This is a genomic window from Gracilibacillus ureilyticus, from assembly GCF_900111195.1.
GTDB lineage: Bacteria > Bacillota > Bacilli > Bacillales > Amphibacillaceae > Gracilibacillus > Gracilibacillus ureilyticus.
In genome coordinates this window covers 232,046-253,525 of record NZ_FOGL01000002.1, presented here as the reverse complement: position 1 = coordinate 253,525, position 21,480 = coordinate 232,046, and the positions used below count along the sequence as shown (strand labels likewise).

The window sequence follows — 21,480 nt, the reverse complement described above, 5'->3', positions numbered from 1 at the left end:
CACTCCTAATTTAGTAAATCTTCTCTTAATGGGGTAAATACATCGAGAAGCCTGCTTGGCATCAATGCTTTTACACCATGAACCGCATTTGATGGTATATGTACTGACTGCCCCTGCTCCAGGAGAACTTCCTTACCGTCAATCTGAAAAGCAAGTTTCCCTTCCAGACAATAAGTCAATTGTTCATGTGGATGACTGTGGCTTGATCCTTCAGCTCCTTCTTCGAATACAACTTCCATCATCATCACTTCATTACCTGGACTATGAATCTTTCTTTTTACACCCGGCTCTGCTTGTTCCCATTGATTAATTCCCATCATATTCCCTCCTTATTTTTTTATTACTATTGGCAGTAATAATTGAATGATCATCGCTGCAACGATAACGTAAGCTGCTGTTCCTGTATCAATACCATCTGCAAATAACATAAAACAAATAATACCAAGACCCCGTCCGATATTGATAATTGTTTCTCTTAATACGACCGATTCCACCCGGAACTCTGATTTTAAAGGTATTCGGTCAATCCACTGGAAATAGTATGCAGCATACGCATTTGCCTGTAACGGCTTAAACATATTTTGTGTAATCATAAATACAATGACACTCCATGTTGCAATTTCCCATGTCAGGAAAGTACCTGACAGAACAAAGCCTAAAGCAGCTATCCAGAGATATCGTTTTGTATGCTCAATATTTGCAAACCTTGAGAAGATGAAACTAACTATAATAGAAACAGCTAGGAAACTAGCATTTAAATAGCCGACAATTCCTTCATCTTCAAAAATGCTGTAAATCAGTATAGGAGGAACATACATTAATATCCCTTGAGGAAATCCAATAACAAACCATCCAAACAAAGCATTTCTGAACCCTTTTTGACGTTTTGTAATAAGCGGTAAATATTTCATATAGTAATTTCTGTGTCTAATAGATTCTTTCTTAATGCGAAAACTTCCGATTGTACAAACAAAAAACATCAGAAATGCGATGGAAAAAACGATCATATATCCTGTCAATCCTGTAAAATATCCGATGATTGAACCAGCGAGTGCGGGAGCAATCAAATTTGTTGTCCCCATTACTACCTGATTCCAACCCAAATATCGATGGCGATTTGAATTGGAAGATACCTCATGGACAATTGTAAAATATGCTACCCAATATAATCCTTGAGCAATCCCTCTAAGTAAGGCAAACCAATAAAAGTGTTTCACAATATCATCTTGTACGATAACAATTAACAAATAAAATAAGGCAGTCATAAATATTCCATAACGGTATATTGTTGTCCTGCCTTTTCGTTTTGACATTTTCCCAATCAAAAATGTAGTTGCAGCTTGGGCTAAAATAGCAATCAAATTATACAGACCATTAACCCAGATACTATTGGTTAAGCGCCATAAATATAAGTTGACAAATATTATGGATAAAGACCCTCCAAACTGAAAAATCGCATGATTTATCAGTATATTAACAGCATGTTTAGACAAGCGCTTTTCTATTTTTCTATGTTCTGGCTGCATGAATGTTTTACACTTCTTTCTGCTCTAATTGCTCTCCACATTTCCCCCAAAATTGATCGGCCTCAATTAATTTACCAGGCTCATACTCTAGCAAATGATAGAGTTGCTTCCGTATTAACGTTGCCTGCGTTGTTGCATTCATATCCCCTTCATATAAACCCAAACCTAAAGGCACAGGTGCAGGCATATCCGGATAAAACTCATCACCTTTAACTTGAGCAACATTTGGCGCTTGAGGAGAATGCTCCAATTCACGAGAAAAGCCGCCATCCTCTCTTTTAAGCCGTGCCATATTCCTTATCGTAATTTCTGTAATTTCTTTCAGTTCCTCATCAGGAACTTCCAATGCTAAATATGAAAGCAAATCTATCGGATTCCGAATGTAACACATATCCACTGCCTCTTCATTTCTCAGACAGTACAGAATACTTTGATATATTTTATCCTGATTCGGCATTGGTATCTGAAAGCTACGATAGAAAGTATGCAATTTAAATGTGCCCGAGATCCTTACATACAAAGAGCCTTCTCCCCATAACCCAGTCTCTATGTCTTGTATTTCTGCTAAATACTCCGCACATGCCTTCACATAATCTGCTTGTTTTTCTGGAGACATTTGTCTGATATAAACAGTAGAGGATGCTAACAAATCACACCCCCGCCAACTGTTTCTCAGATCAATACTTTCCCATTTTCCCCTGTAAGCCTCTAGTGACTCCGTGTAAGAAGGAGCAACATTTAATGAAACCGGCAAGGCATAGAGAGGATCGGCACCTAATCTTTTTAATGAATTAATGGAATAAGCCATTGCACGATGAACCATTACTTCATCTTTTTTCATTGCTGGGTGTTCATCATAGAAATAGCCGGTTTCTTTGTCCTGCTTTAACTGAAAAAAGTTTATCATTTGCTGTTTAACTGTTTCAGGCATCTTCTCTTTAAGCTGATGCCTGATCAGTATATTTAGTCCCTGGGCTGTTGATTCTATATCTGGCGAGAAACTATCATTATTCACCGAACTTTTAGCATAATAGAAGCCGCCTGTTACCGAATCATATTGGTCCCCTAACCAATTAAACATCCCGTTATATAATTCATCTAGTTGAGCTAAGCTTTCATCCTTCCATCCCACACTACCAAACTCCCTCTCACCTGCATTACTTAACCTTTAACTGAACCTAACAATGCACCTTTTGCAAAATATTTCTGTAAGAACGGGTATACTAATAATACCGGAACTGTTGCTACAACAATTGTTGCCATCTTAATCGTTGTTTCCGGCGGCGGTACATCAGTAAATGATTCACTGTCATAATTCATCCCGCTGGCAAGTACAACTATTTGCCTTAAGAGTACCTGTACTGGCCATTTATCTGCATCACTTAAGTAGAGAATCGCGTGCATATACGTATTCCAATAAGTAACTGCGTAGAATAATGAAATAGTCGCAATAGCGGGTAACGAAATCGGCAGAACAATCCGGAATAAAATACTAAAATCATTCGCACCATCAATTTTCGCTGATTCCTCTAAACTTTCAGGTATGTTCATAAAGAAACTTCGGAGGATAATCATGTTAAATGCATTAATGGTTACCGGAACTACTAATGCCCAAAGTGAGTTTAGCAAACCTGTCTGTTGAACAACCAGGAATGTAGGAATCATCCCACCATTAAAAAGTAATGTAAATACAATCATAAAGTTAATGGCACGACGACCAACAAGATCTTTTCTCGATAGCCCGTATGCTGTTAATGTAGAAAAAAGCATACTCCATAATGTACCACCAACAGTGACAATAATTGATACACCAAGTGCTCGAAAAATTGTATCTGTAGAGAAAATATATTCATAAGCATTTAATGAAAATTCTGTAGGGAACAATAAGAATTTTGTTCTCGCTATTTCAGCACTTGTTGCAAAGGAACTACCTACAACGTGTATGAACGGTAGTATCGTTACCAATGCGATTAACGTTAGTAAGAAGTAATTAAAGAAATCGAATACTCTGCTGCCTGCTGATACTTTTTGTAATTTAGCCACTTGTTTCACCTCATTCGTGTTTAATAAATTCCTTCCTCATTAAATCTCTTCGCCAGCCAGTTTGCGAAAATTACCATTATCAAACCGACGATCCCTTTAAAGAATCCGACTGCAGTACTGTAACTGAACTGACCTTGTTGTAAACCTGCTACATATACATACGTATCAAAAATTTCTGCAACATTTCTATTGGAAGAGTTCAATAGTAAGTAAACGTGTTCAAAACCTAGTTCTAAAACATCACCAATCTTCAAGATTAATAAAACGATAATTACACTGCGGATTGCAGGTAATGTAATATGCCACATCTGACGGAATCTGTTCGCTCCATCCATTCTGGCTGCTTCGTATAAACTTGGATCAACAGCTGTTATTGCAGCCAGGAATATAATAGTACCCCAGCCCGCTTCACGCCATATGACCTGAATGATATACATCGGCCTGAACCATTCATCATTTAACAGGAAGTTTATCGGCTGTAAACCCAATGTTTCCAGTACAGCGTTTACAATACCGCCATCAAGCGTTAACATCACATAACTAATTGAAACAATTACAACCCATGACATAAAGTGCGGAATATACACTAATGTCTGGACACTTCGTTTAAAGAAGCTGTGTCTAACTTCATTGAGCATTAATGAAAGAATAATTGGAATTGGAAAGAAGATGAATACTTGTAAGCCAAATAGCATTAACGTATTCTTAAAAATCATCCAGAATTCTGAGCTTGTAAATAATCTCTCAAAATGTTCTAAACCTACCCATTCACTTCCAGCTATTCCTTTGTACGGTTTATAGTCTTGAAAAGAGATAACTAAACCGTACATTGGCAAGTATTTATAAATCAGGAAATAAAGTAGTCCTGGTAGAATCATTAAATAAATCATTTTATTCTTTTTGATTCTGCGCCATGTTTCTGATCTCTTCATTTTTTTCAATTGCTTCGCTTCTTCTCGAGCTGACATTGTAGACGTTTCCATAAGCAGTTTCCTTTCTTTTAATTATTCATTTATCTTTCATACACCAAATCGTAAAGTAAACAAGCCATAACGTAAATAATCATTATCTTACGAGTTACTAATCTCTTGATTTTCAAACAATTCTGTTTCTTTTTTATATGGTAAAAGTAACTAACATAACATAATGATCATCTCCAATTACATCAGTGTTTTGATAGGATGGGCTCTTAAAACATACCGTTTAAGAGCCCATTTAACTTACATATTAATTTGATGAATTAAACTCTTCGATGATGGCATCTCCACCTTGAGATTTCCAATCTTCAACTGCAGCATCGAAACCATCTTTATCAATTTGACCTAAGATATACTGATAGGTTGCATCAGTAATTATCTGCTGCAGACGTGCACCATCCTGTGAATAAGTTTCAGAGTATAATGGCACTGTCGGATCTTCGATTAAATAGTTTTCGTTATCAATAAACAGTTCTTCAGATTTTGCTTTTGGCTCATAATCGAAATAACCAACATAACGGCCATTTGTTTCAGGCTCGCCAATTTCCAGTGCCTGGAATGGCTTTACTTCACGCTCAAATAATGCAGAATCATCTGTTACTTTTGCAGCTCCATCCACTAATTCATAATGTTCTCCCTCGATACCCCAGTAAGCATAGTTTGCAACTTCCGGTGACATCATCTTGTCAAAGAATCCTAAAATTTTCTTTAAGTCTTCTTCCGTTTCTACAGAACTTTTAGGGAACATTACTAAGTTACCATAACCTGGGATTGCCCAAATTCCAAATTCTCCATCCGGACCTTCCACATAGTTGTGTACATCGAACTCTACATCAGGGTTAATTGCAATCGCATCATCTTTTAAGCTTCCAACATCCCCCATAGATCCTACATATAAACCAGCCGTACCATTTTTAAAGAATTCCTGCTGGTCAGTTTTACTTGTTACAGGGAAATCCTGGTTAATGTATCCGTTTTCATGCATTTCTCTAAAGAAATCCATTGTTTGTACATACTCATCAAACATAAATTCCGGTTGTAACTGTCCATCTTTTTCACCCCAATAGTTTGGTGTTCCAAACCATGAAGCTACTGTTTTAAATGCACCATATACTAAATCACTACGATCAGTCACACCAAATGTATCATCTTGACCATTACCATCAGGATCGTCTTCAGTAAATGCTCTCGCCATTTCCATAAACTCTTCTGTAGTTGTAGGAGCTTCTAATCCTAGATTATCCGCCCAGTCTTTTCTATAGATAATACCTTGACGTGATAGTGGACGGCCTTGATATAACGTATATAATTTCCCATTAACCATTGTGTTATCTAGAACATTTTCTTTCAATTTAGATAGGTTTTCAAATTCCTCTAAATATGGGCCGATTTCCCAGAACTGCTCATCTTCAATTGCATCACGGAATTGAACAAATGTTGTTTGATTCTTTAAAAATACTGCCTCAGGTAAAGAGTTTGTTGCAAATGCTGTATTTAATCTGTCTTCATAGTTGTTATCAGGTACCCATTGAATTTCAACATCTGTGTTTGTTGCTTCTTCAATTTTCTCTAAGACTTTATCTGCAGGAACTTCAGGTGTGTGTAAGTTTGCCATTATAGAGAAAGCATATGGCTCATCTGATCCAGAATCTGTAGATTCTCCTTCACTTGATCCTCCATCACCTGATGAGTCAGAACCACTTTCAGATGAACTGTCACTACATGCCGCTGCTACTAATAGTAGAAACATCAGCATCATAATACCGAGTAATTTTTTCCATTTACTCAAATTAACCACCCTCCAAATATTCATTTTGTTTTTTACAGCGCTTGCTGCATACACTTATATTAAATGAATTTTTGCCCCATTGTATATAATCACTTTTTCACAGCTGGTGGAAACGCTTACTTAACAACGTTTTCATTTTATTATATTCTAGGTAAATAATCACTATCACTTCTTTAGCAATTTTTCATTAGCTAATGATTATTTTTATGTTACAAAAACATTACAAACCTTGACACATAAGGGTTATGTGCACCTTAGATGATGATTATTGCCTGAAAACGCTTCCTCACAACCTTTACTTATTTTATATTAACAGCTATCCTATTCTTAGCACATAACTATAATATGAAGATAGGTGATTACTAATGGAATTATCGGGTATATGGTCAGGCTTATATAAAGTCAGCTTATGGGTAACACGTTTTGCTTGGTTAAATATCTTATGGCTAATTTCTACCCTCATTGGGTTAATATTATTTGGGTTAATGCCTGCAACAATTGCTTTGTTTACTGTTGTACGTAAATGGGTTCAAAAAGATTATGATGTAAATGTTTTCGCAACATTTTCAAAAGCATTTAAAGATAACTTTATAAAAGCGAATTTATTTGGTATAATCATATTCATAGCTGGATATGCACTTTCCATTTTCCTTAAATATACAGGATTAATGAATGAGAGCGGATTATATTCCGTACTGCTTGGAATTTTTATTCTCGCTGCATTCTTTTATGTGATGCTGATTATGTATATTGGCCCAGTATTTGTACATTTTGATCTTAAATTTTGGCAATACATTCGATATGCCGTTACAATCGGTGCAGTGAATCTGCACTACTCAATCTGTACGTTAACCTTATTAGCCGGTATTTATTTTCTTTCATTTAAGTACCCTGGCTTCGGCTTATTTTTCAGTTTCAGTTTAAGCGCATACATTATCATGTTCCTAGCTAATCTTGGCTTTAATCAGTTATTGAAAAAGCAGCATGAGGAGCAAACAGATAAACACAGTGAAACTGTTTCTACCACTTTGAATTAAAGATACACGTTTTAGTCAATTTAATACGAGGAAGTTGCCTATGAAAAAATTTTCGACGAAACATTATTTTAAATTGATTGCTTTTCTCATTATTTTAAGTACGGTACCAGTTATTATCACAGGCGGACTTTCTTACTGGCAATCATCCAATGCAATTGTGGATTATTCGAATGACGAGAAGAAACAAAATATTTATCAAATTCAGACAAATGTTGAGCAGGTTCTTAAATATGTCGATTTATCCACAACATATTTTGTTCGATCAACACAAACCCAGCAATTTTTGAATGAAAATATGAATGCAGCTTCTTTTTCTGATTTTAATAAATTGAGACGTGACCTCAATCACCTTCAGACAATTGAAACAGGGATTGAGGATATTATCTTTGTCAGTTTTGATAAGAAATGGCTCATTAATAATGATGGTTTAGTACGCTTGGATAAGACTACGTATGAAGAAATCAACACCAGTTATATGAATATCCCTGATAAGTCCAGCTGGATATTGGAAGAAGCAGATAAAATCGATTTTCCTAATGCAACAAAAAAGAGTTGTTCGCATTATATTAACCTGGTTAAAAAACTTCCTATCCTCTCTTCTGAGCCAACTGGTATTATCGGTGTCTTAATTCCAACCTGTGAACTTACAGAAATTATGGCTGGCAGTAACAATAGTGAATCTTTTCTAATATTAGATGAAGATAATCAGACAATCGCTCATAGCAATACAGCCTATATTGGGGAAGATAATTATATCCCTTCTTCACTTTTTAACGAAATTGACCAGGATGCCGAGGAAGGACAGTTTGAATACACAATAAGTAATGTGGCGTATAAAATCACTTATCATACTTCCAACTATAATAATTGGACTTATTTATCTTTTGTTAAATTAAGTGATTTGCATATGCGTTCAAGTTCCATCGGTTGGATCACTGTATTAATTGTTAGTATTCTTTTAATTATATCGATTATTTTTGCGGTGATTGGAAGCCGGGTGCTTTATAAGCCTGTCAAAAGGTTAAGAAATGCGATTTATTCAAATCAATCGGAAACTGCCGGGAATAACGTTAATGAGTTTGATCTGATCGAAACACATATTGAAAAACTGCTCAATCAGAACAATCAATTAGAAAAAAGAGTACAGAGTCAGGTCACTCAATTAAAGCAATTGTTTATGATGCGTCTCGTTCAGGGAAAAGTTAAGAATGATGAGCTGCCTTTAAAACTGCAATCATTCCATTATCATACTAACTGGACTTGGTTAACCATTTTCTCATTAAAATTTGATGCGGTTGACCAGGAAAAATTTGATAAAAATGATCAGGATCTTATTTTATTTGCTATTAACAATTTGATGGAAGATATTATTCCGGCAAATGAAAGATTTACACCAATCGTCATTAACGATACACAAACAACAATTATTATAACTGAGTGTGAAAATGATGCTGAATATACACGCAGTATCAACCAGAAAGTCCAGTTAATCCAGGAAAAGGTGAAGGAATTATTCCATTTAAGTGTAAGTATTGGGATAAGCCAGAGGTTTAAACATCTGCATGAAGCGGATACTGCCTTTAAAGAGAGTAAAGAAGCATTGAAGTATCGTCTCAAAATGGGTGACTCATCTATTATTTTCTATGAAAATTTAAATAGACGTTACTCCAATATCGCACCATACCCATCTGCAATCAAAAATAAACTTTTTGATGCAATTAAGGTTAGTGATAAAGAAAAAGCGGGAATTGAATTATTAAAACTGTTTGAATATATTGACAGAAATGATATCCATCATCAACAGTTGGAAATAATCTTATCACGCTTTCTGTATGAACTTTTTGAATTGAAAGAGTTACTGGGCATTGATGTCGAAGATTTCCATTCAACGGAAATGATTACACATTATCAGAGTCTCAGCTCACTTGAGGAGATAAGAGACTGGATTTTAAATAAGATTATTCATCCGTTAATCGATAATTTAGATGCCAAAGATGACAGCAAAAATAAAAGAATTTCTGATAAGATGATTCGAATGATTCAGGAAAGTTTCAATCGTGATATATCACTGGATTTGATTGCTGCTGAACTGCATTATAACCCTAACTATTTAAGCAGTATTTTTCAGAAAGAGACCGGCTATTCATTTAGTGAATATTTATTGAAGTACCGTATAAATAAAGCAAAAGACTGGCTGACTACAACCAATAAATCTGTTAAAGAAATTGCCGAGGACTTACAGTATAACAATTCGCAAAACTTTATCCGCTCATTCCGTAAAATGGAGGGGATTACCCCAGGTAAATACCGGGCACAATACAAAAGTAAAGAAGCATAGAAAAGAAGCCCGGACAAAAGCATCATAGAAACAACAATATCCGAACGATCATCGAAACCATCAGATCGTTCGGATATTATTTTTCTAATTCTTATAATACGGATTCTGTGGACTAAAGGTGTATTTATGGAGTGCTATGCTAGCACTTCGGCCGGTCACTCCGCTTTAGTGTTCCTCTTCAATGCTTGTGACAGAAAAGTATTTGACTATCTAATGAAAGTTGAATGTCCTCCAAGAGGCCAGATCTTTTTTGTTACAGTTTCTTGTATATCATTATATCAATGAGTTTGTACATGAAGAATGCAACAATGAAACCTGTCGCATAAGCAAAGCAGGTGGCTTCCATTACGATAATGTACAAAGAACTGGTTATTGTATTGCTGATTGCTAACCATATTACAAAAAGCACTCCAGTTAAAAATGCATAACCTATCAAATAATGGTGTGCAGGTAAATGAAAAACAGCGGAATCCTTAGACATTTGGTCAAATTCTTTTATTTTAAACTGATTTATTGCAATGGAAGTTGCTTCTTCCATCGGTTTCCCTTGGTCAACCAGATTCTGGACATAATCTTCCATATAGGTAAGTAATTCGATCTTTTCATCTTTATTCAATGTTAATCTTTCTACAAATGAGGAAAGGTCTTTACTATTTCGGTATAAGACATTAATTTTCATATGTCCGACATAATTGAAGATTGCCCATAGACCTCCTATCATTATTGCAAGACCATACCCTACTAAAGCATTAACCGGAGTATATGCCGGGTTATCATAGTAATCAACAAATAACGTGATAACAAACACTGTTATGGAAATAAGAAGAATCCAGAAAAACTTTATATCAGAGAAACTGGTTATTTTTTTAAAGAGATTCATATTCTTACCTCAACTCCTGCCAATTACATAAATAGAAGAATTAATATCCCTGCAACCACACAATAGTAAGAAAAATATCGTAAATTTCCTCTTGCCATAATATTCATAAACCATTTCAATGCAAAGTATGTTGCGATAAATGTCGTAATAAAAGCAATGATATATGGAATTAATAATGTATCCATCGTTGGATCCCGGAATATATCAGGTATTTCCAGGATTCCTGTTCCAAGGCTAACAGGAATATACAGTAAAAAGGAAAAGCGTAATGCTGTTTCCTGTTTCATTCCGACTAACATTGATCCGACAATTGTTGCGCCTGAGCGGCTAATCCCCGGTGTTAATGCGACCATTTGTGACAGTCCAACTAAGACAGCATCTTTCATCGTTAAATCTCCATCATTTTTTCGACCACGTAAGTTACGAATTACCCAAAGCGCTACAGCTGTAATTAATAAAGTAATCCCAACTACCATAGTATTATTTCCAATCAGATCTCCAATGGCATCACCAAATAATACACCTACTACCCCAACAGGAATTGTAGCGATAATTAAGTATATGATAAATTGAAAATCCTTTTTTGCTTCCATATCTTTTTTTACCATAAAGTTTAATCCGTTTGTGACAAGGCGGACAATATCTTTGCGATAGATTACCAATACAGCTAGTAGTGAAGCGAAATTAACAAAGATTTCAAAAGAGAGCCCCTTCGCTTCAATTCCAAACAATTCCCTAAAAATAACTATGTGACCACTTGAGGATATAGGAATAGGTTCAGTAATCCCCTGCACTAATCCTAAAACAAAATACTTGATCAGTAATACTAATTCTTCCATGTAAAAGCTCCTTTATTTCTAATTTTCCTTTAAGGGATAAATCTATTTACTATATGCACGACATGCTTCCAATCATTCGTAATTTGGCTGAATTGTCTTTTCCCTTCTTCCGTAATCTTATAATACTTTCTCCTTCCCCCCTGACTTTTCTCTCCCCAATAGGAAGAAATAGCTTCATTATTCTCTAATCGCTTTAATGACAGGTAGAGAGTTCCTTCCTGAATAAGAAATGTACCTTCTGTTTTATCTTTTATCTTTTTTGAAATTTGATATCCATAACTGTCTTCTTGATCTAATAGGGAAAGTATGAGAAGATCTATCGTTCCTTTAAGCATTTCTTTATTCAATAACCCAACCCCCTATATTACCTAATAACATTAAGTAGTTTATATTAAATTACTTAATAATGCAAGGTATTTTTTAACCGACGAAAAATAACCCTGTTAATGAATAAACAGGGTTACTAATTTGCATTATATTATCCGAGAATTACTCGCAAAATATTAGGGTGTTCTCTAAAATTTTTAGTACCTGCACCGTAACCAATTTGATTTACTGTCATATTTGGTATAGACTCTGAAAAATTTTCAGCAAGCACTTTAACAATCGCTGCACCAGTCGGTGTAGTCAATTCCCCTTTCACATCACTATTTTTTAATGGGACATCTTTTAAAATTTCTAATGTGGCAGGTGCGGGAACTGGATAGATACCATGATCAATTGAAATACGGCCAGAACCTGTCGGAACGGGAGATGACACGACCTTTTCTACCGCCAGCTTATCAACTAATATAGCAGTGCCGACAATATCTATTATAGAATCAATAGCCCCAACTTCATGGAAATGTACATTATCTAATTTCATTCCGTGAATTTTCGCTTCCGCTTCACCTATCACATTAAACATTCTCAGAGATAGTTCTTTAACCGTTTCATTAAGTTCACTATTTTCTATTAATGTGACAATATCCTTGTATGTACGATGATGATGGGTATGTCCGTGATTGTGCTCATGATCATGATGATGGCTATGTCCATGATTGTGATCATGGTCATGATCGTGATGATGGCTATGTCTGTGATTATGCTCATGGCCATGATGATGATGACTATGTCCATGATTATCGTCATGATCGTGATGAGGAGGTTGATCATCAAAAATCACATCAAATTTAAAGCTTGATATTCCATTTTTATTCACCCGCTTAAATTGCAGCTGATACTCTTCTTCCAAATGTAACTTTTTCAATTCATTCTCAAAGTAATCCACATCTACTCCAGTATCCAACAGAGCAGCAATCGTCATATCCCCACTTATCCCTGAAAAACAATCCAAATATAATGTCTTCACAATTAAAAACTCCCTCTTCTCTGTAACTGCTTATATTCTCATATTAAGCTTATTAATTATTGGTTGTAAAGAAAAAAGGAATCGCTTTAATGACGATCCCTTCTCCTCGTTATTCAATTTGTGACTCTACTGCTTCCTGTGCTGATTTTAGGCCTTCTTCCGGTGTTTGTGCTCCATCTCGCAAAATATTATTCAGTGTATTTGTATTTAACTCTGTGGCTATTGCCGGTGTGTTTTCTGTTATATTTACTGCATTTATTTCATCTTTAATATCTGTTAGTGTGTCAAAAATATCATCACCAAAATATCGAAAGAATTTATTTTCCTCTAAAACAGCGGGATCATCCCAAACATCGTGACGCGGTGGATCGAAGCCCAGTACTGTCCATAATTTAATATTCGCTTCTTTTGATAGTTTAGCGTATGCAAGGAAGTCTTTTGCCAACGTTTCATGTTCTGTCTGGTTTGTTACAACGGTTCCCGTCCCCCCCATTCCTGCTGAACGTTTTCCGCCTTCCTCAAATGCTGGTAAAGGGCGGACAACCATCTTGCCTTCAAGGTCTGTCATATAATCCGTAAACCTGCCCATATACCATGCAGGCATTGCTATAGCCGCTGCCCCGCCTTCATTCATATATTGATAATATTCTTCGGCGTGCGGCTCACCACCTGGAGCTACCTCGGATATCCCCAGATCCTGCATTTCTTTTAAAAGTTCGAGTGCACGAAGGTTTTCCTGATTATTTATTGTAATATTCCCTTCTGTGTCGATAAAATCAGAATCCTGCTGGGAAACCATCTGCCAAAAAGGCAGGTAATCACCTGGAAATGAGTTAAACATCACAGAATCCGTTTTTTCTGTAACCTGTTTTCCTGCTTCTACAAAATCATCCCATGTAAGAATACTATCAGGATCGACTCCCGCTTCCTCGAGGATTTCCTTGTTATAATACATTACTGAAGCGCCGACATGTGTTGGCATTCCATAATAGTTGCCATCTTTTGCGTAAATATCGAATCTTGATTTAACAAAGTTTTCTATCTCCGGTTCTACATATTCATTCATCGCATGCAGCTGGGGTTCGCCTTCAAGGAAATTGGGAAAACGGCCAATTTCTATATCAGCAATATCAGGTGCACCTTTTCCTGATTGTAATGCCAACAGTAAATTATTATGCATCTGATCATAAGGGTAAGTTTCAGCTTTCAGATGAATTGGTCGATCAGGATTTTCTTCATTCCATCGATTTGCTGCGTCTGTAAAGAACTCCATATGCAATTCCACGAAAGTCCACATTGTCAGCTCTGTAGCATTTTCAATATCTTCCCCAGCGGTAGCAGTACCTGTAGCCTCTTCCTCACTTCCTCCTCCACAGCCTGCAAGGATAAATAGAAGCAATCCAAACAGAAAAACTAATATTTTGTAATTTTTCATCTTTTCATAACCTCCATCATTTAATTCTTTTGATTAATTATGTTTAAGCTGGTTCGTTGTAACAGACCTGTCTTCGAGAAAACATTTACGCTGACTGACATAACCAGAATCCCTGTCAATCCTGCTGTCACAAATAAAAACATTGCCGGTATTTCCAATGATATATATAAGCAAACCGTTAAACAGAGCAGGTTCAGTATGGTGTAGATGAATTTTGTTAGTCCGATAATAATAGCGTTTTTTAAATACTGAATGATATTTCCTTCAAAACAGGACATTAGCGGAAATATCCAGATTGCAACTAAACTGTAGATAATAATTAAAAAATAGAAAGAAAAAACTACAATTAGTGGTACTTGGCCATTGGATTGGTCAATAATCTGATAATTTAAATATAATATGATGGCACATAGTACTAGCAACCATCCTGATAAATTTGCTCTTCCAAATTCCTTCTTATAAATATTAATAAAGTGATGATAAATCGGGAAATCCAGTTTCTTCTCTATGACATTATGAGATACAGTCAGCAAAGCAACCGTAGCCGGGAAAATACCAAAGATTAATAGACCTGTTAGCGCTGACGCGAACCACAGAAAATTTAACCAGACAATTTTCAGTAATGCTTTTAATATTCGATCAAGTGATTCAACCATTTGATAACCTGATATACTATTCACCCCCCTGTTTTCAGCCTTTTACTCCACCAACTGTTAACCCTTCAATAAAATACCGCTGGAAGAATATGAACAGGATAATGATTGGAATAATCGTCATCACAGAACCTGCAATCAGGACATCATAATTGTTTCCATATGGTGTTAATAATGTGGCAAGGCCAATTGGTAATGTAAACATGTCATTTGAACGCAAAACAATTAATGGCCACAGGAAGTTATTCCAGCTGCCCAAACCTTGTAATATTGCCATCGCACCTAATGATGGAGTCATTAATGGCAGCATAATCTTAAAAAATATTCCGTATTCTGTCGCCCCATCTATTCGCGCTGCATCCATTAACTGTTTTGGCAACCCCAATGCATACTGACGAAAGAAAAAGACAGCAATAGGTGCCACTATTAATGGCAGAATTACCCCTGCATAAGTATCTACCAGCTGTGCACTAATCATCATTTGGAATAAAGGCAGCATGAGAATTTCAAACGGCACCATCAATATAAAGACAACAAAGCCAAAGAATAGATTGCGACCTTTAAAATCATATACTGCAAGAGCGTAACCTACCATGGAAGAAAAGAATAATGATAGAATAATGGTCAGCGCTGAGATTAACAGACTATTTGCATACCAGGTCCAATAGCCATCCGCTTGCGAGAAAATATATAGATAGTTATCAAGATTCAAGTCCGCCCAATCAAAGGTTAAACTAATTCCTGAGCGCATTAATTCTGATGAAGGACGAAATGATGAGAGTAATAGCAATAGTATTGGAAATAATGCAATAAGTGAGATTATCCCCATACCCACAGTTACAACCCAGCTAACTGCTTTTTTGTTCAAGATTGATCACCTCGCTTAAAGGCACCTGTTAACATTAACTGAATAAAACTGATAACGAATATAATAAGCATTAGTATCACACCTATTGCTGCACCAAAGCCCATATCATTTTGCTGAATACCCTGCTGATAAATATATCCAACAACTGTGAGACCGATATTACCTGGAGAACCTGCCTCCCAGAAAACAAAACTTTCTTCAAATACCCTGAAACCATTAATGATGGATATTGTTACAACGAAAACAGTGACAGGCTTTAAGAACGGTAAAGTGACATGACGAAATTTCTGCCATATTGTAGCACCATCCACCTCAGCCGCTTCATACAGTTCAACCGGTACATTTTGTAATGCTGCAAGGAAATATAGAATGTTAACCCCCAACCATCTCCACACACATAAAACTACCATTAAGAACATCCCGGACCAGGCATTAAAACGCCAATCAACGGAATCTATTCCAAACCAGTTTAATAGTTGATTGGCGACAGCTGTATCTGTCTCGCCGAACATTAACCGGAATACCATACCTGCCACAATCGTGGATGCTAAAGCTGGCATAAACAATGATGCCCGAAATAATGTTTTCAGGCGTACTATTTTAGAATTGAGAATAGTTGCAAACAACATAGGCAGGACGGTTAATATAATAACAGTAAGAACAACATATACCGAGGTGTTTGTAAGCGCTTTTAAAAATGTCGGATTAAATATACGGTTATAGTTTGATAACCCTACGAAAGTCACCTGTCCAGGCAAAACTTTTTGAAAACTCATTATCACCCCCTGCACAGCCGGATATACGGTTAATAGAAGAAATGAGACTAGAAATGGAGAAATTAAAACATATGGTACAACATTTTTAGAATTTATAAATTTAACCAATGATGATTTGCCCGTTTCTGCCGGTTGATCTAATGACATGTAAATCCCCCCTCTTTTATATGGTTAGTCTAACAACTTTTACTTTTCACCATAATATATGTAGGGATTATACTTAACATGCTAAAAATTATACGTATAAGATGGACAATTTATTTATTTTAGGTGAAATAAGTGGTTGGATCACTTGTATATAAAAACGGAGCAGAAAATTGCTATGGGGACAATAAAAAGAACATAACGGCGGATTAGTGCTATCTAATTCATTGGTTTAAAACAGGAATAAACCGAACTACTGCGAATATAATAAATATTCGGTCATAGTTCGGTTTTCCTTTTGATTAAAACTCTTATTTAGCAAGCCAAATTGCCATATTATTTAATTGAAATAGCAACAACAGATTTAGCTGGTAATTTTAATGAAAGTTCAGATCCATTCACCTGGAAATCTGTATAGCTAACAGGCTTAACTTTATCCGGATTATCAAATGTATTATGTGCGTCCAATTCATTTGCTGTCAATACACGGCCGCTAATATCAGAAAGATTAGCACCTCTCAGGTCAACGGTTAGTTCCGTCTCATTATCTTTATCAATATTACATAATGTAATGTTGATGGAGCCATCTTTTGCTTTAGATGCAGAAGCTGTCACTTGCGGAATTTCTTTATCAGCTATTTTCTTGGTTGCCGACTGAATATCCAGAGCAAGCTTCTCAGCATCCTGGTGTACTTTATACATTTCAAACACATGGTAAGTTGGTGTTAAGATCATTTTTTCTTTATCAGTTAATATCATTGCCTGTAATACATTAATTGTTTGAGCAATGTTCGTCATTTGAACACGGTCATTATGATCATTAAAAATGTTTAAGGAAACACCTGCAACTAAAGCATCGCGGATCGTGTTTTGCTGATAAAGGAATCCTGGGTTCGTACCTTCTTCTACATCGAACCATGTACCCCATTCATCAATAATTAAACCAACACGCTTTTCAGGATCATACTTATCCATAATAGTACTGTGTTTTTCAATCAATTCCTTAATATGGTATGCTTTTTGCATCGTAATATCCCATTCATCTTCAGGGAAGTTTGTTGCAGATCCTTTTCCTAACCAGAAGTCACCAGGAATTGTGTAATAATGTAAGCTTAGCCCATCCATTAAATGGTGCGCTTCCCGCATTAACACTTCTGTCCAATTATAATCATCTACATTAGGGCCGCCTGCAATACGATATATTTTATTCTCACCATAATTTCTTACATATGTCTGGAATCTTCGGTAAAGGTCCGCATAATACTGTGGTCGCATATTACCACCACAACCCCAGTTTTCATTACCTACACCGAAATATTTCAATGCCCACGGCTCCTGTTTCCCATTTTCCTGACGTAAATTCGCCATTGGAGATTCACCATCAAATGTCATATACTCTACCCATTCTGACATTTCCTGTACTGTTCCACTACCAACATTTCCGCAAATGTATGGTTCAGTTTCCAACATTTCACAAAGCATGAAAAATTCATGTGTACCGAAATGGTTGTTCTCGATTACGCCACCCCAGTGTGTGTTTACCATACGTTTACGGTTTTCACGCGGGCCGATTCCATCTTTCCAGTGATATTCATCAGCGAAACATCCACCAGGCCAGCGAAGAACTGGTATGTTGATGTTTTTCAACGCTTCCACCACATCATTACGGATACCATTCGTATTTGGGATCTCGGAATCTTCCCCTACCCAAAACCCTTCATAAATACAGCGTCCTAAGTGCTCAGCGAAGTGACCATAAATGTTTTTGTTAATTGTTCCTTTTGTAACATCTGCATTAATAACTGCCTTATTGTTCATTTCTCCACCTCATTTTAATTTATTATAAATTTAAATGTGTAACCTTTTGGCAATACTGTACGGATGCATTAGTTAATTTAACAAATTTGGCTCCATGTGCCGGTATGTGAAAGCTAATCTTATCTGATGTTAATGCAATATTTTCACATGCCCATAAATCTCGCAGTTCAATATCTCCGCCACTTATTCCAAGCTGGCTAAAGGTTGTAGAAACTTCGCTTTCCTTATCAGTTAAATTAAATAATGCGACATAAATAGTATGATTATCCCCGCATGACATCCATACAGCTTGGTCGTTTTCCCTGTAAACCTGCCTTGCTCCAAACCCATATTTATGAGCTTCAAGCACTTCTTTATTTGTAATCAATGATAATGTCCAATCATCATTATCCCTTAACTCACCGCCAAACATTAATGGTGAGCGAAATATGGACCAGAGTGTCATCATCGTTAACTGTTCATCTTTCGTAAATCTGGTATATCTGTCACTGGCACCACCGTCAACAGATCTTATACCAATATGACCTAATGGCAACATATCAGCATCCGGCCAATAACCTGGACCGATATTTTTACTCCATTTATAACAACGTTCAAACATATCGTAAAGAAGTGGCCATAAATCCCAAAAATCATCAGTCATACGCCACATATTTGCGTTTTCTTCCAACAAGCTGGCATGATCAAGAGGTGCAGGGCCCGGCGATAAACTTAGCACCATCGGCCTTCCGCATTGGTCGATTGCTTCTCTAATCATTTTTATTTCATCAGCATGAATCCCGTATAACTTTGAATCTGCAATATCATCAACTTTAACAAAATCCACTCCCCATTCAGCATACAAGTCAAACAATGAGTTATAGTATGCCTGGGCACCTTCTTTTGTATGATCAATTCCGTACATATCCGTATTCCACGGACAAATAGAGTTAGGTTTTGCAATATCCCTGGCTCCCGCACTGCTGCCAAGAATTTTTGTGTTTTGATGTACCGCTTGTCTTGGGATCCCCCTCATGATATGAATACCAAATTTTAATCCTTTATTATGTACATAATCTGCTAATGGCTTAAAGCCTTTGCCATTTGCTGCTGATGGAAAACGATTGACAGCAGGTACCAGACGGGAGTATTCATCCATATCTAATGGAACGAATGGACGATATGCCGAGGATACCGCTCCAGGTTCAGACCACTGAATATCGACGACAACATATTCCCAGCCGAATTCCTTCAGATGCTCTGCCATGTAATCCGCATTACCTTTCACTTCTGCTTCCGTTACAGTTGCGCCATAACAATCCCAACTATTCCACCCCATTGGTGGAGTTAATGCATACTGATGATGTTTCAATCATAAATCCCCTTTCATACATAAAATAAATGTGAGATGAAAGGGAAGGCAAGCTATTGTATACTTGCCCTCCTGATATCATTCGATTAATTTTTCTTTTGCAAACGCACCATATTCCAAGAGAATTTAGGGAATATACCCACTAATTTACCATCGTCTACATAAGATTCTCCATTAGAATGAGGCTTTACATTTTCCTGAGTAGCTGTATTAATCGCTTTGGCATCTTCATTTTCCAGTACGACATGTTCTACTACATCGAATCCTTCAAATGAACGAACATCTATATCTACTTCTAAGTCTTTTTCCAAATGTCTGTTTGTCGCAAAGACAACTAATTCTCCTTTTTCCTCGTTATAAACAACAGAAGGATCAAGGTAAGGAACATCCGTAAAATCTTTACTGTCATATTTTGGTGAGCTGACAACAGGGTTTAATGCCACACCGCGTCCGTATACGGATGTATAGTAATATGGATAGAATATCGTCTGTTTCCAAGCAGCTCCGCCATTTTCAGTCATGATTGGAGCAATAACGTTAACAAGCTGCGCCATGCAGGCTACTTTCACGCGATCAGAGTGTCGCAACATTGTATTTAACATACTGCCAACTAAAACGGCATCTTCAAATGTATAGACATCCTCTAATTGAGGAGGAGCTACTGTCCACGGCTCAATCTCTTTATCTTGTTCATTCGAGTGGAACCATACATTCCATTCGTCAAAACTTAAATACATATTCTTTTTACTGCGTTTCTTTGCTTTAATATAATCACATGTAGCTATAACTGTTTGAATAAAGTTTTCCATATCCATTGATTTTGCAAGGAAATTTGCCGTATCACCACTTCTGTTTCCATAATACTGGTGGAGTGAGATATAGTCAGCAACTTCATAAGTATGCTCTAATGTTTCTGCTTCCCAGCTAGGAAATGTCGGCATATTGGAATTGGAACTACCACAGCTCACTAATTCAATCGTCGGGTCTACCAGTCGCATTGCTTTCGCTGTTTCAAATGCTAACCGACCATATTCGTGGGCAGTTTTCTGACCAACCTGCCACGGCCCGTCCATTTCATTCCCTAAACACCAGACTTTAATATTATGCGGATTCTCATACCCGTGAGATTTACGTAAGTCACTCCAGTAGGTACCTCCCGGATGGTTACAGTATTCAAGTAAGTTACGGGCAGCGTCTACTCCTCTCGTTCCGAGGTTAACCGCCATCATAACATCCGTATTTGCAGCTTTAGCCCAATCAACAAATTCATTTGTTCCCATTTGATTCGTTTCTGTTACTCGCCATGCTAATTCCAGCCGTTTAGGTCTATCTTCTTTCGGTCCTACTCCGTCTTCCCAATTGTAAGCAGAAACCATGTTTCCACCTGGATAACGGACAATCGGCACTTGTAATTCTTTTACTAACTCCAGAACATCCTGTCTGAACCCTTTATCATCAGCAGTAGGATGTTCAGGTTCATAGATTCCGCCATATACCGCTCTTCCTAGATGCTCAATAAATGAACCATATATTCGGGGATCAATTTCAGAAATCTGGAATTCTTTGTCTATTACCATTTTTGCCTTTACTGATTCTGCCATTTCCTTCATCCTTCCTTTTTTCACATATTAAACGCTTACAATGAAAATATTAAA

General features: G+C 36.7%; 19 protein-coding genes. 2 read left to right on the top strand and 17 right to left on the bottom strand.

The features are described from left to right. Positions 1-5: 5 nt before the first annotated feature. The 6 genes from BMW36_RS04195 to BMW36_RS04170 form a co-directional block, all read right to left on the bottom strand. Positions 6-320, bottom strand: a complete 315-nt coding sequence (locus BMW36_RS04195) for a cupin domain-containing protein (protein ID WP_089739358.1) — start codon at positions 318-320, stop codon at positions 6-8. 9 nt (positions 321-329) lie between these two features. After that, the gene (locus tag BMW36_RS04190) at positions 330-1,526 is read right to left on the bottom strand and encodes an MFS transporter (protein ID WP_089739356.1); all 1,197 of its coding nucleotides are present in this window, start codon (positions 1,524-1,526) and stop codon (positions 330-332) included. A 7-nt stretch (positions 1,527-1,533) separates the two neighbouring features. After that, positions 1,534-2,658 (bottom strand): prenyltransferase/squalene oxidase repeat-containing protein, encoded by a 1,125-nt coding sequence (locus tag BMW36_RS04185; RefSeq protein WP_245711577.1) that lies wholly within the window; start codon positions 2,656-2,658, stop codon positions 1,534-1,536. Positions 2,659-2,687: 29 nt separating this feature from the next. Then, positions 2,688-3,569: a carbohydrate ABC transporter permease gene (locus tag BMW36_RS04180; RefSeq protein ID WP_089739354.1), complete on the bottom strand. Its 882-nt coding sequence runs from the start codon at positions 3,567-3,569 to the stop codon at positions 2,688-2,690. Positions 3,570-3,589: 20 nt separating this feature from the next. Next, positions 3,590-4,552, bottom strand: coding sequence for an ABC transporter permease (locus BMW36_RS04175; RefSeq protein ID WP_089739353.1), 963 nt, complete (start codon positions 4,550-4,552; stop codon positions 3,590-3,592). A 244-nt stretch (positions 4,553-4,796) separates the two neighbouring features. Beyond that, a complete protein-coding gene (locus BMW36_RS04170) occupies positions 4,797-6,359 on the bottom strand; it encodes an extracellular solute-binding protein (RefSeq protein WP_425431917.1) in 1,563 nt (520 codons plus the stop codon). Positions 6,360-6,700: 341 nt separating this feature from the next. Here BMW36_RS04170 and BMW36_RS04165 point away from each other — a divergent pair, with 341 nt between their 5' ends. Then, a complete protein-coding gene (locus BMW36_RS04165; protein ID WP_089739350.1) occupies positions 6,701-7,372 on the top strand; it encodes a YesL family protein in 672 nt (223 codons plus the stop codon). Between the two features lie 40 nt (positions 7,373-7,412). Then, the gene (locus BMW36_RS04160) at positions 7,413-9,710 is read left to right on the top strand and encodes a helix-turn-helix domain-containing protein (protein WP_089739348.1); all 2,298 of its coding nucleotides are present in this window, start codon (positions 7,413-7,415) and stop codon (positions 9,708-9,710) included. Between the two features lie 253 nt (positions 9,711-9,963). Here the strand turns inward: BMW36_RS04160 and BMW36_RS04155 are convergent, their stop codons facing one another. The 11 genes from BMW36_RS04155 to arfA form a co-directional block, all read right to left on the bottom strand. Continuing rightward, positions 9,964-10,590 (bottom strand): hypothetical protein, encoded by a 627-nt coding sequence (locus tag BMW36_RS04155; protein WP_089739345.1) that lies wholly within the window; start codon positions 10,588-10,590, stop codon positions 9,964-9,966. A gap of 23 nt (positions 10,591-10,613) precedes the next feature. Continuing rightward, positions 10,614-11,429 (bottom strand): undecaprenyl-diphosphate phosphatase, encoded by an 816-nt coding sequence (locus tag BMW36_RS04150; protein WP_089739343.1) that lies wholly within the window; start codon positions 11,427-11,429, stop codon positions 10,614-10,616. 29 nt (positions 11,430-11,458) lie between these two features. Then, the gene (locus BMW36_RS04145; protein ID WP_089739341.1) at positions 11,459-11,776 is read right to left on the bottom strand and encodes a PadR family transcriptional regulator; all 318 of its coding nucleotides are present in this window, start codon (positions 11,774-11,776) and stop codon (positions 11,459-11,461) included. 131 nt (positions 11,777-11,907) lie between these two features. Next, positions 11,908-12,780 (bottom strand): nickel pincer cofactor biosynthesis protein LarC, encoded by an 873-nt coding sequence (larC, locus tag BMW36_RS04140; protein WP_089739339.1) that lies wholly within the window; start codon positions 12,778-12,780, stop codon positions 11,908-11,910. Between the two features lie 109 nt (positions 12,781-12,889). Beyond that, on the bottom strand, positions 12,890-14,215 hold the full coding sequence (locus BMW36_RS04135; protein WP_089739337.1) for an ABC transporter substrate-binding protein: 1,326 nt from the start codon (positions 14,213-14,215) through the stop codon (positions 12,890-12,892). Positions 14,216-14,235: 20 nt separating this feature from the next. After that, entirely contained in the window at positions 14,236-14,895 is a 660-nt protein-coding gene (locus BMW36_RS04130) for a YesL family protein (protein ID WP_139180290.1), read from the bottom strand. 10 nt (positions 14,896-14,905) lie between these two features. After that, positions 14,906-15,697, bottom strand: coding sequence for a carbohydrate ABC transporter permease (locus BMW36_RS04125; RefSeq protein WP_089739430.1), 792 nt, complete (start codon positions 15,695-15,697; stop codon positions 14,906-14,908). 35 nt (positions 15,698-15,732) lie between these two features. Next, positions 15,733-16,659: a carbohydrate ABC transporter permease gene (locus BMW36_RS04120; protein WP_089739334.1), complete on the bottom strand. Its 927-nt coding sequence runs from the start codon at positions 16,657-16,659 to the stop codon at positions 15,733-15,735. Between the two features lie 333 nt (positions 16,660-16,992). Continuing rightward, positions 16,993-18,474 carry an alpha-N-arabinofuranosidase gene (locus BMW36_RS04115; RefSeq protein ID WP_089739332.1) on the bottom strand — a complete coding sequence of 494 codons (1,482 nt, stop codon included), beginning with the start codon at positions 18,472-18,474 and terminating at the stop codon, positions 16,993-16,995. Positions 18,475-18,496: 22 nt separating this feature from the next. Then, the gene (locus BMW36_RS04110) at positions 18,497-19,825 is read right to left on the bottom strand and encodes a glycoside hydrolase family 27 protein (protein WP_089739330.1); all 1,329 of its coding nucleotides are present in this window, start codon (positions 19,823-19,825) and stop codon (positions 18,497-18,499) included. 86 nt (positions 19,826-19,911) lie between these two features. Beyond that, positions 19,912-21,426: an arabinosylfuranosidase ArfA gene (gene arfA, locus BMW36_RS04105; protein ID WP_089739327.1), complete on the bottom strand. Its 1,515-nt coding sequence runs from the start codon at positions 21,424-21,426 to the stop codon at positions 19,912-19,914. Positions 21,427-21,480: the final 54 nt, after the last annotated feature.

Coding starts and splice junctions, on each gene's coding strand:
- BMW36_RS04155 (WP_089739345.1), bottom strand. CDS start 10,590: ATGAATCTCTTTAAAAAAATAACCAGTTTCTCTGATATAAAGTTTTTC.
- BMW36_RS04150 (WP_089739343.1), bottom strand. CDS start 11,429: ATGGAAGAATTAGTATTACTGATCAAGTATTTTGTTTTAGGATTAGTG.
- BMW36_RS04195 (WP_089739358.1), bottom strand. CDS start 320: ATGATGGGAATTAATCAATGGGAACAAGCAGAGCCGGGTGTAAAAAGA.
- BMW36_RS04160 (WP_089739348.1), top strand. CDS start 7,413: ATGAAAAAATTTTCGACGAAACATTATTTTAAATTGATTGCTTTTCTC.
- BMW36_RS04125 (WP_089739430.1), bottom strand. CDS start 15,697: ATGGGGATAATCTCACTTATTGCATTATTTCCAATACTATTGCTATTA.
- arfA (WP_089739327.1), bottom strand. CDS start 21,426: ATGGCAGAATCAGTAAAGGCAAAAATGGTAATAGACAAAGAATTCCAG.
- BMW36_RS04175 (WP_089739353.1), bottom strand. CDS start 4,552: ATGGAAACGTCTACAATGTCAGCTCGAGAAGAAGCGAAGCAATTGAAA.
- BMW36_RS04135 (WP_089739337.1), bottom strand. CDS start 14,215: ATGAAAAATTACAAAATATTAGTTTTTCTGTTTGGATTGCTTCTATTT.
- BMW36_RS04190 (WP_089739356.1), bottom strand. CDS start 1,526: ATGCAGCCAGAACATAGAAAAATAGAAAAGCGCTTGTCTAAACATGCT.
- BMW36_RS04165 (WP_089739350.1), top strand. CDS start 6,701: ATGGAATTATCGGGTATATGGTCAGGCTTATATAAAGTCAGCTTATGG.
- BMW36_RS04115 (WP_089739332.1), bottom strand. CDS start 18,474: ATGAACAATAAGGCAGTTATTAATGCAGATGTTACAAAAGGAACAATT.
- BMW36_RS04120 (WP_089739334.1), bottom strand. CDS start 16,659: ATGTCATTAGATCAACCGGCAGAAACGGGCAAATCATCATTGGTTAAA.
- BMW36_RS04170 (WP_425431917.1), bottom strand. CDS start 6,359: ATGAATATTTGGAGGGTGGTTAATTTGAGTAAATGGAAAAAATTACTC.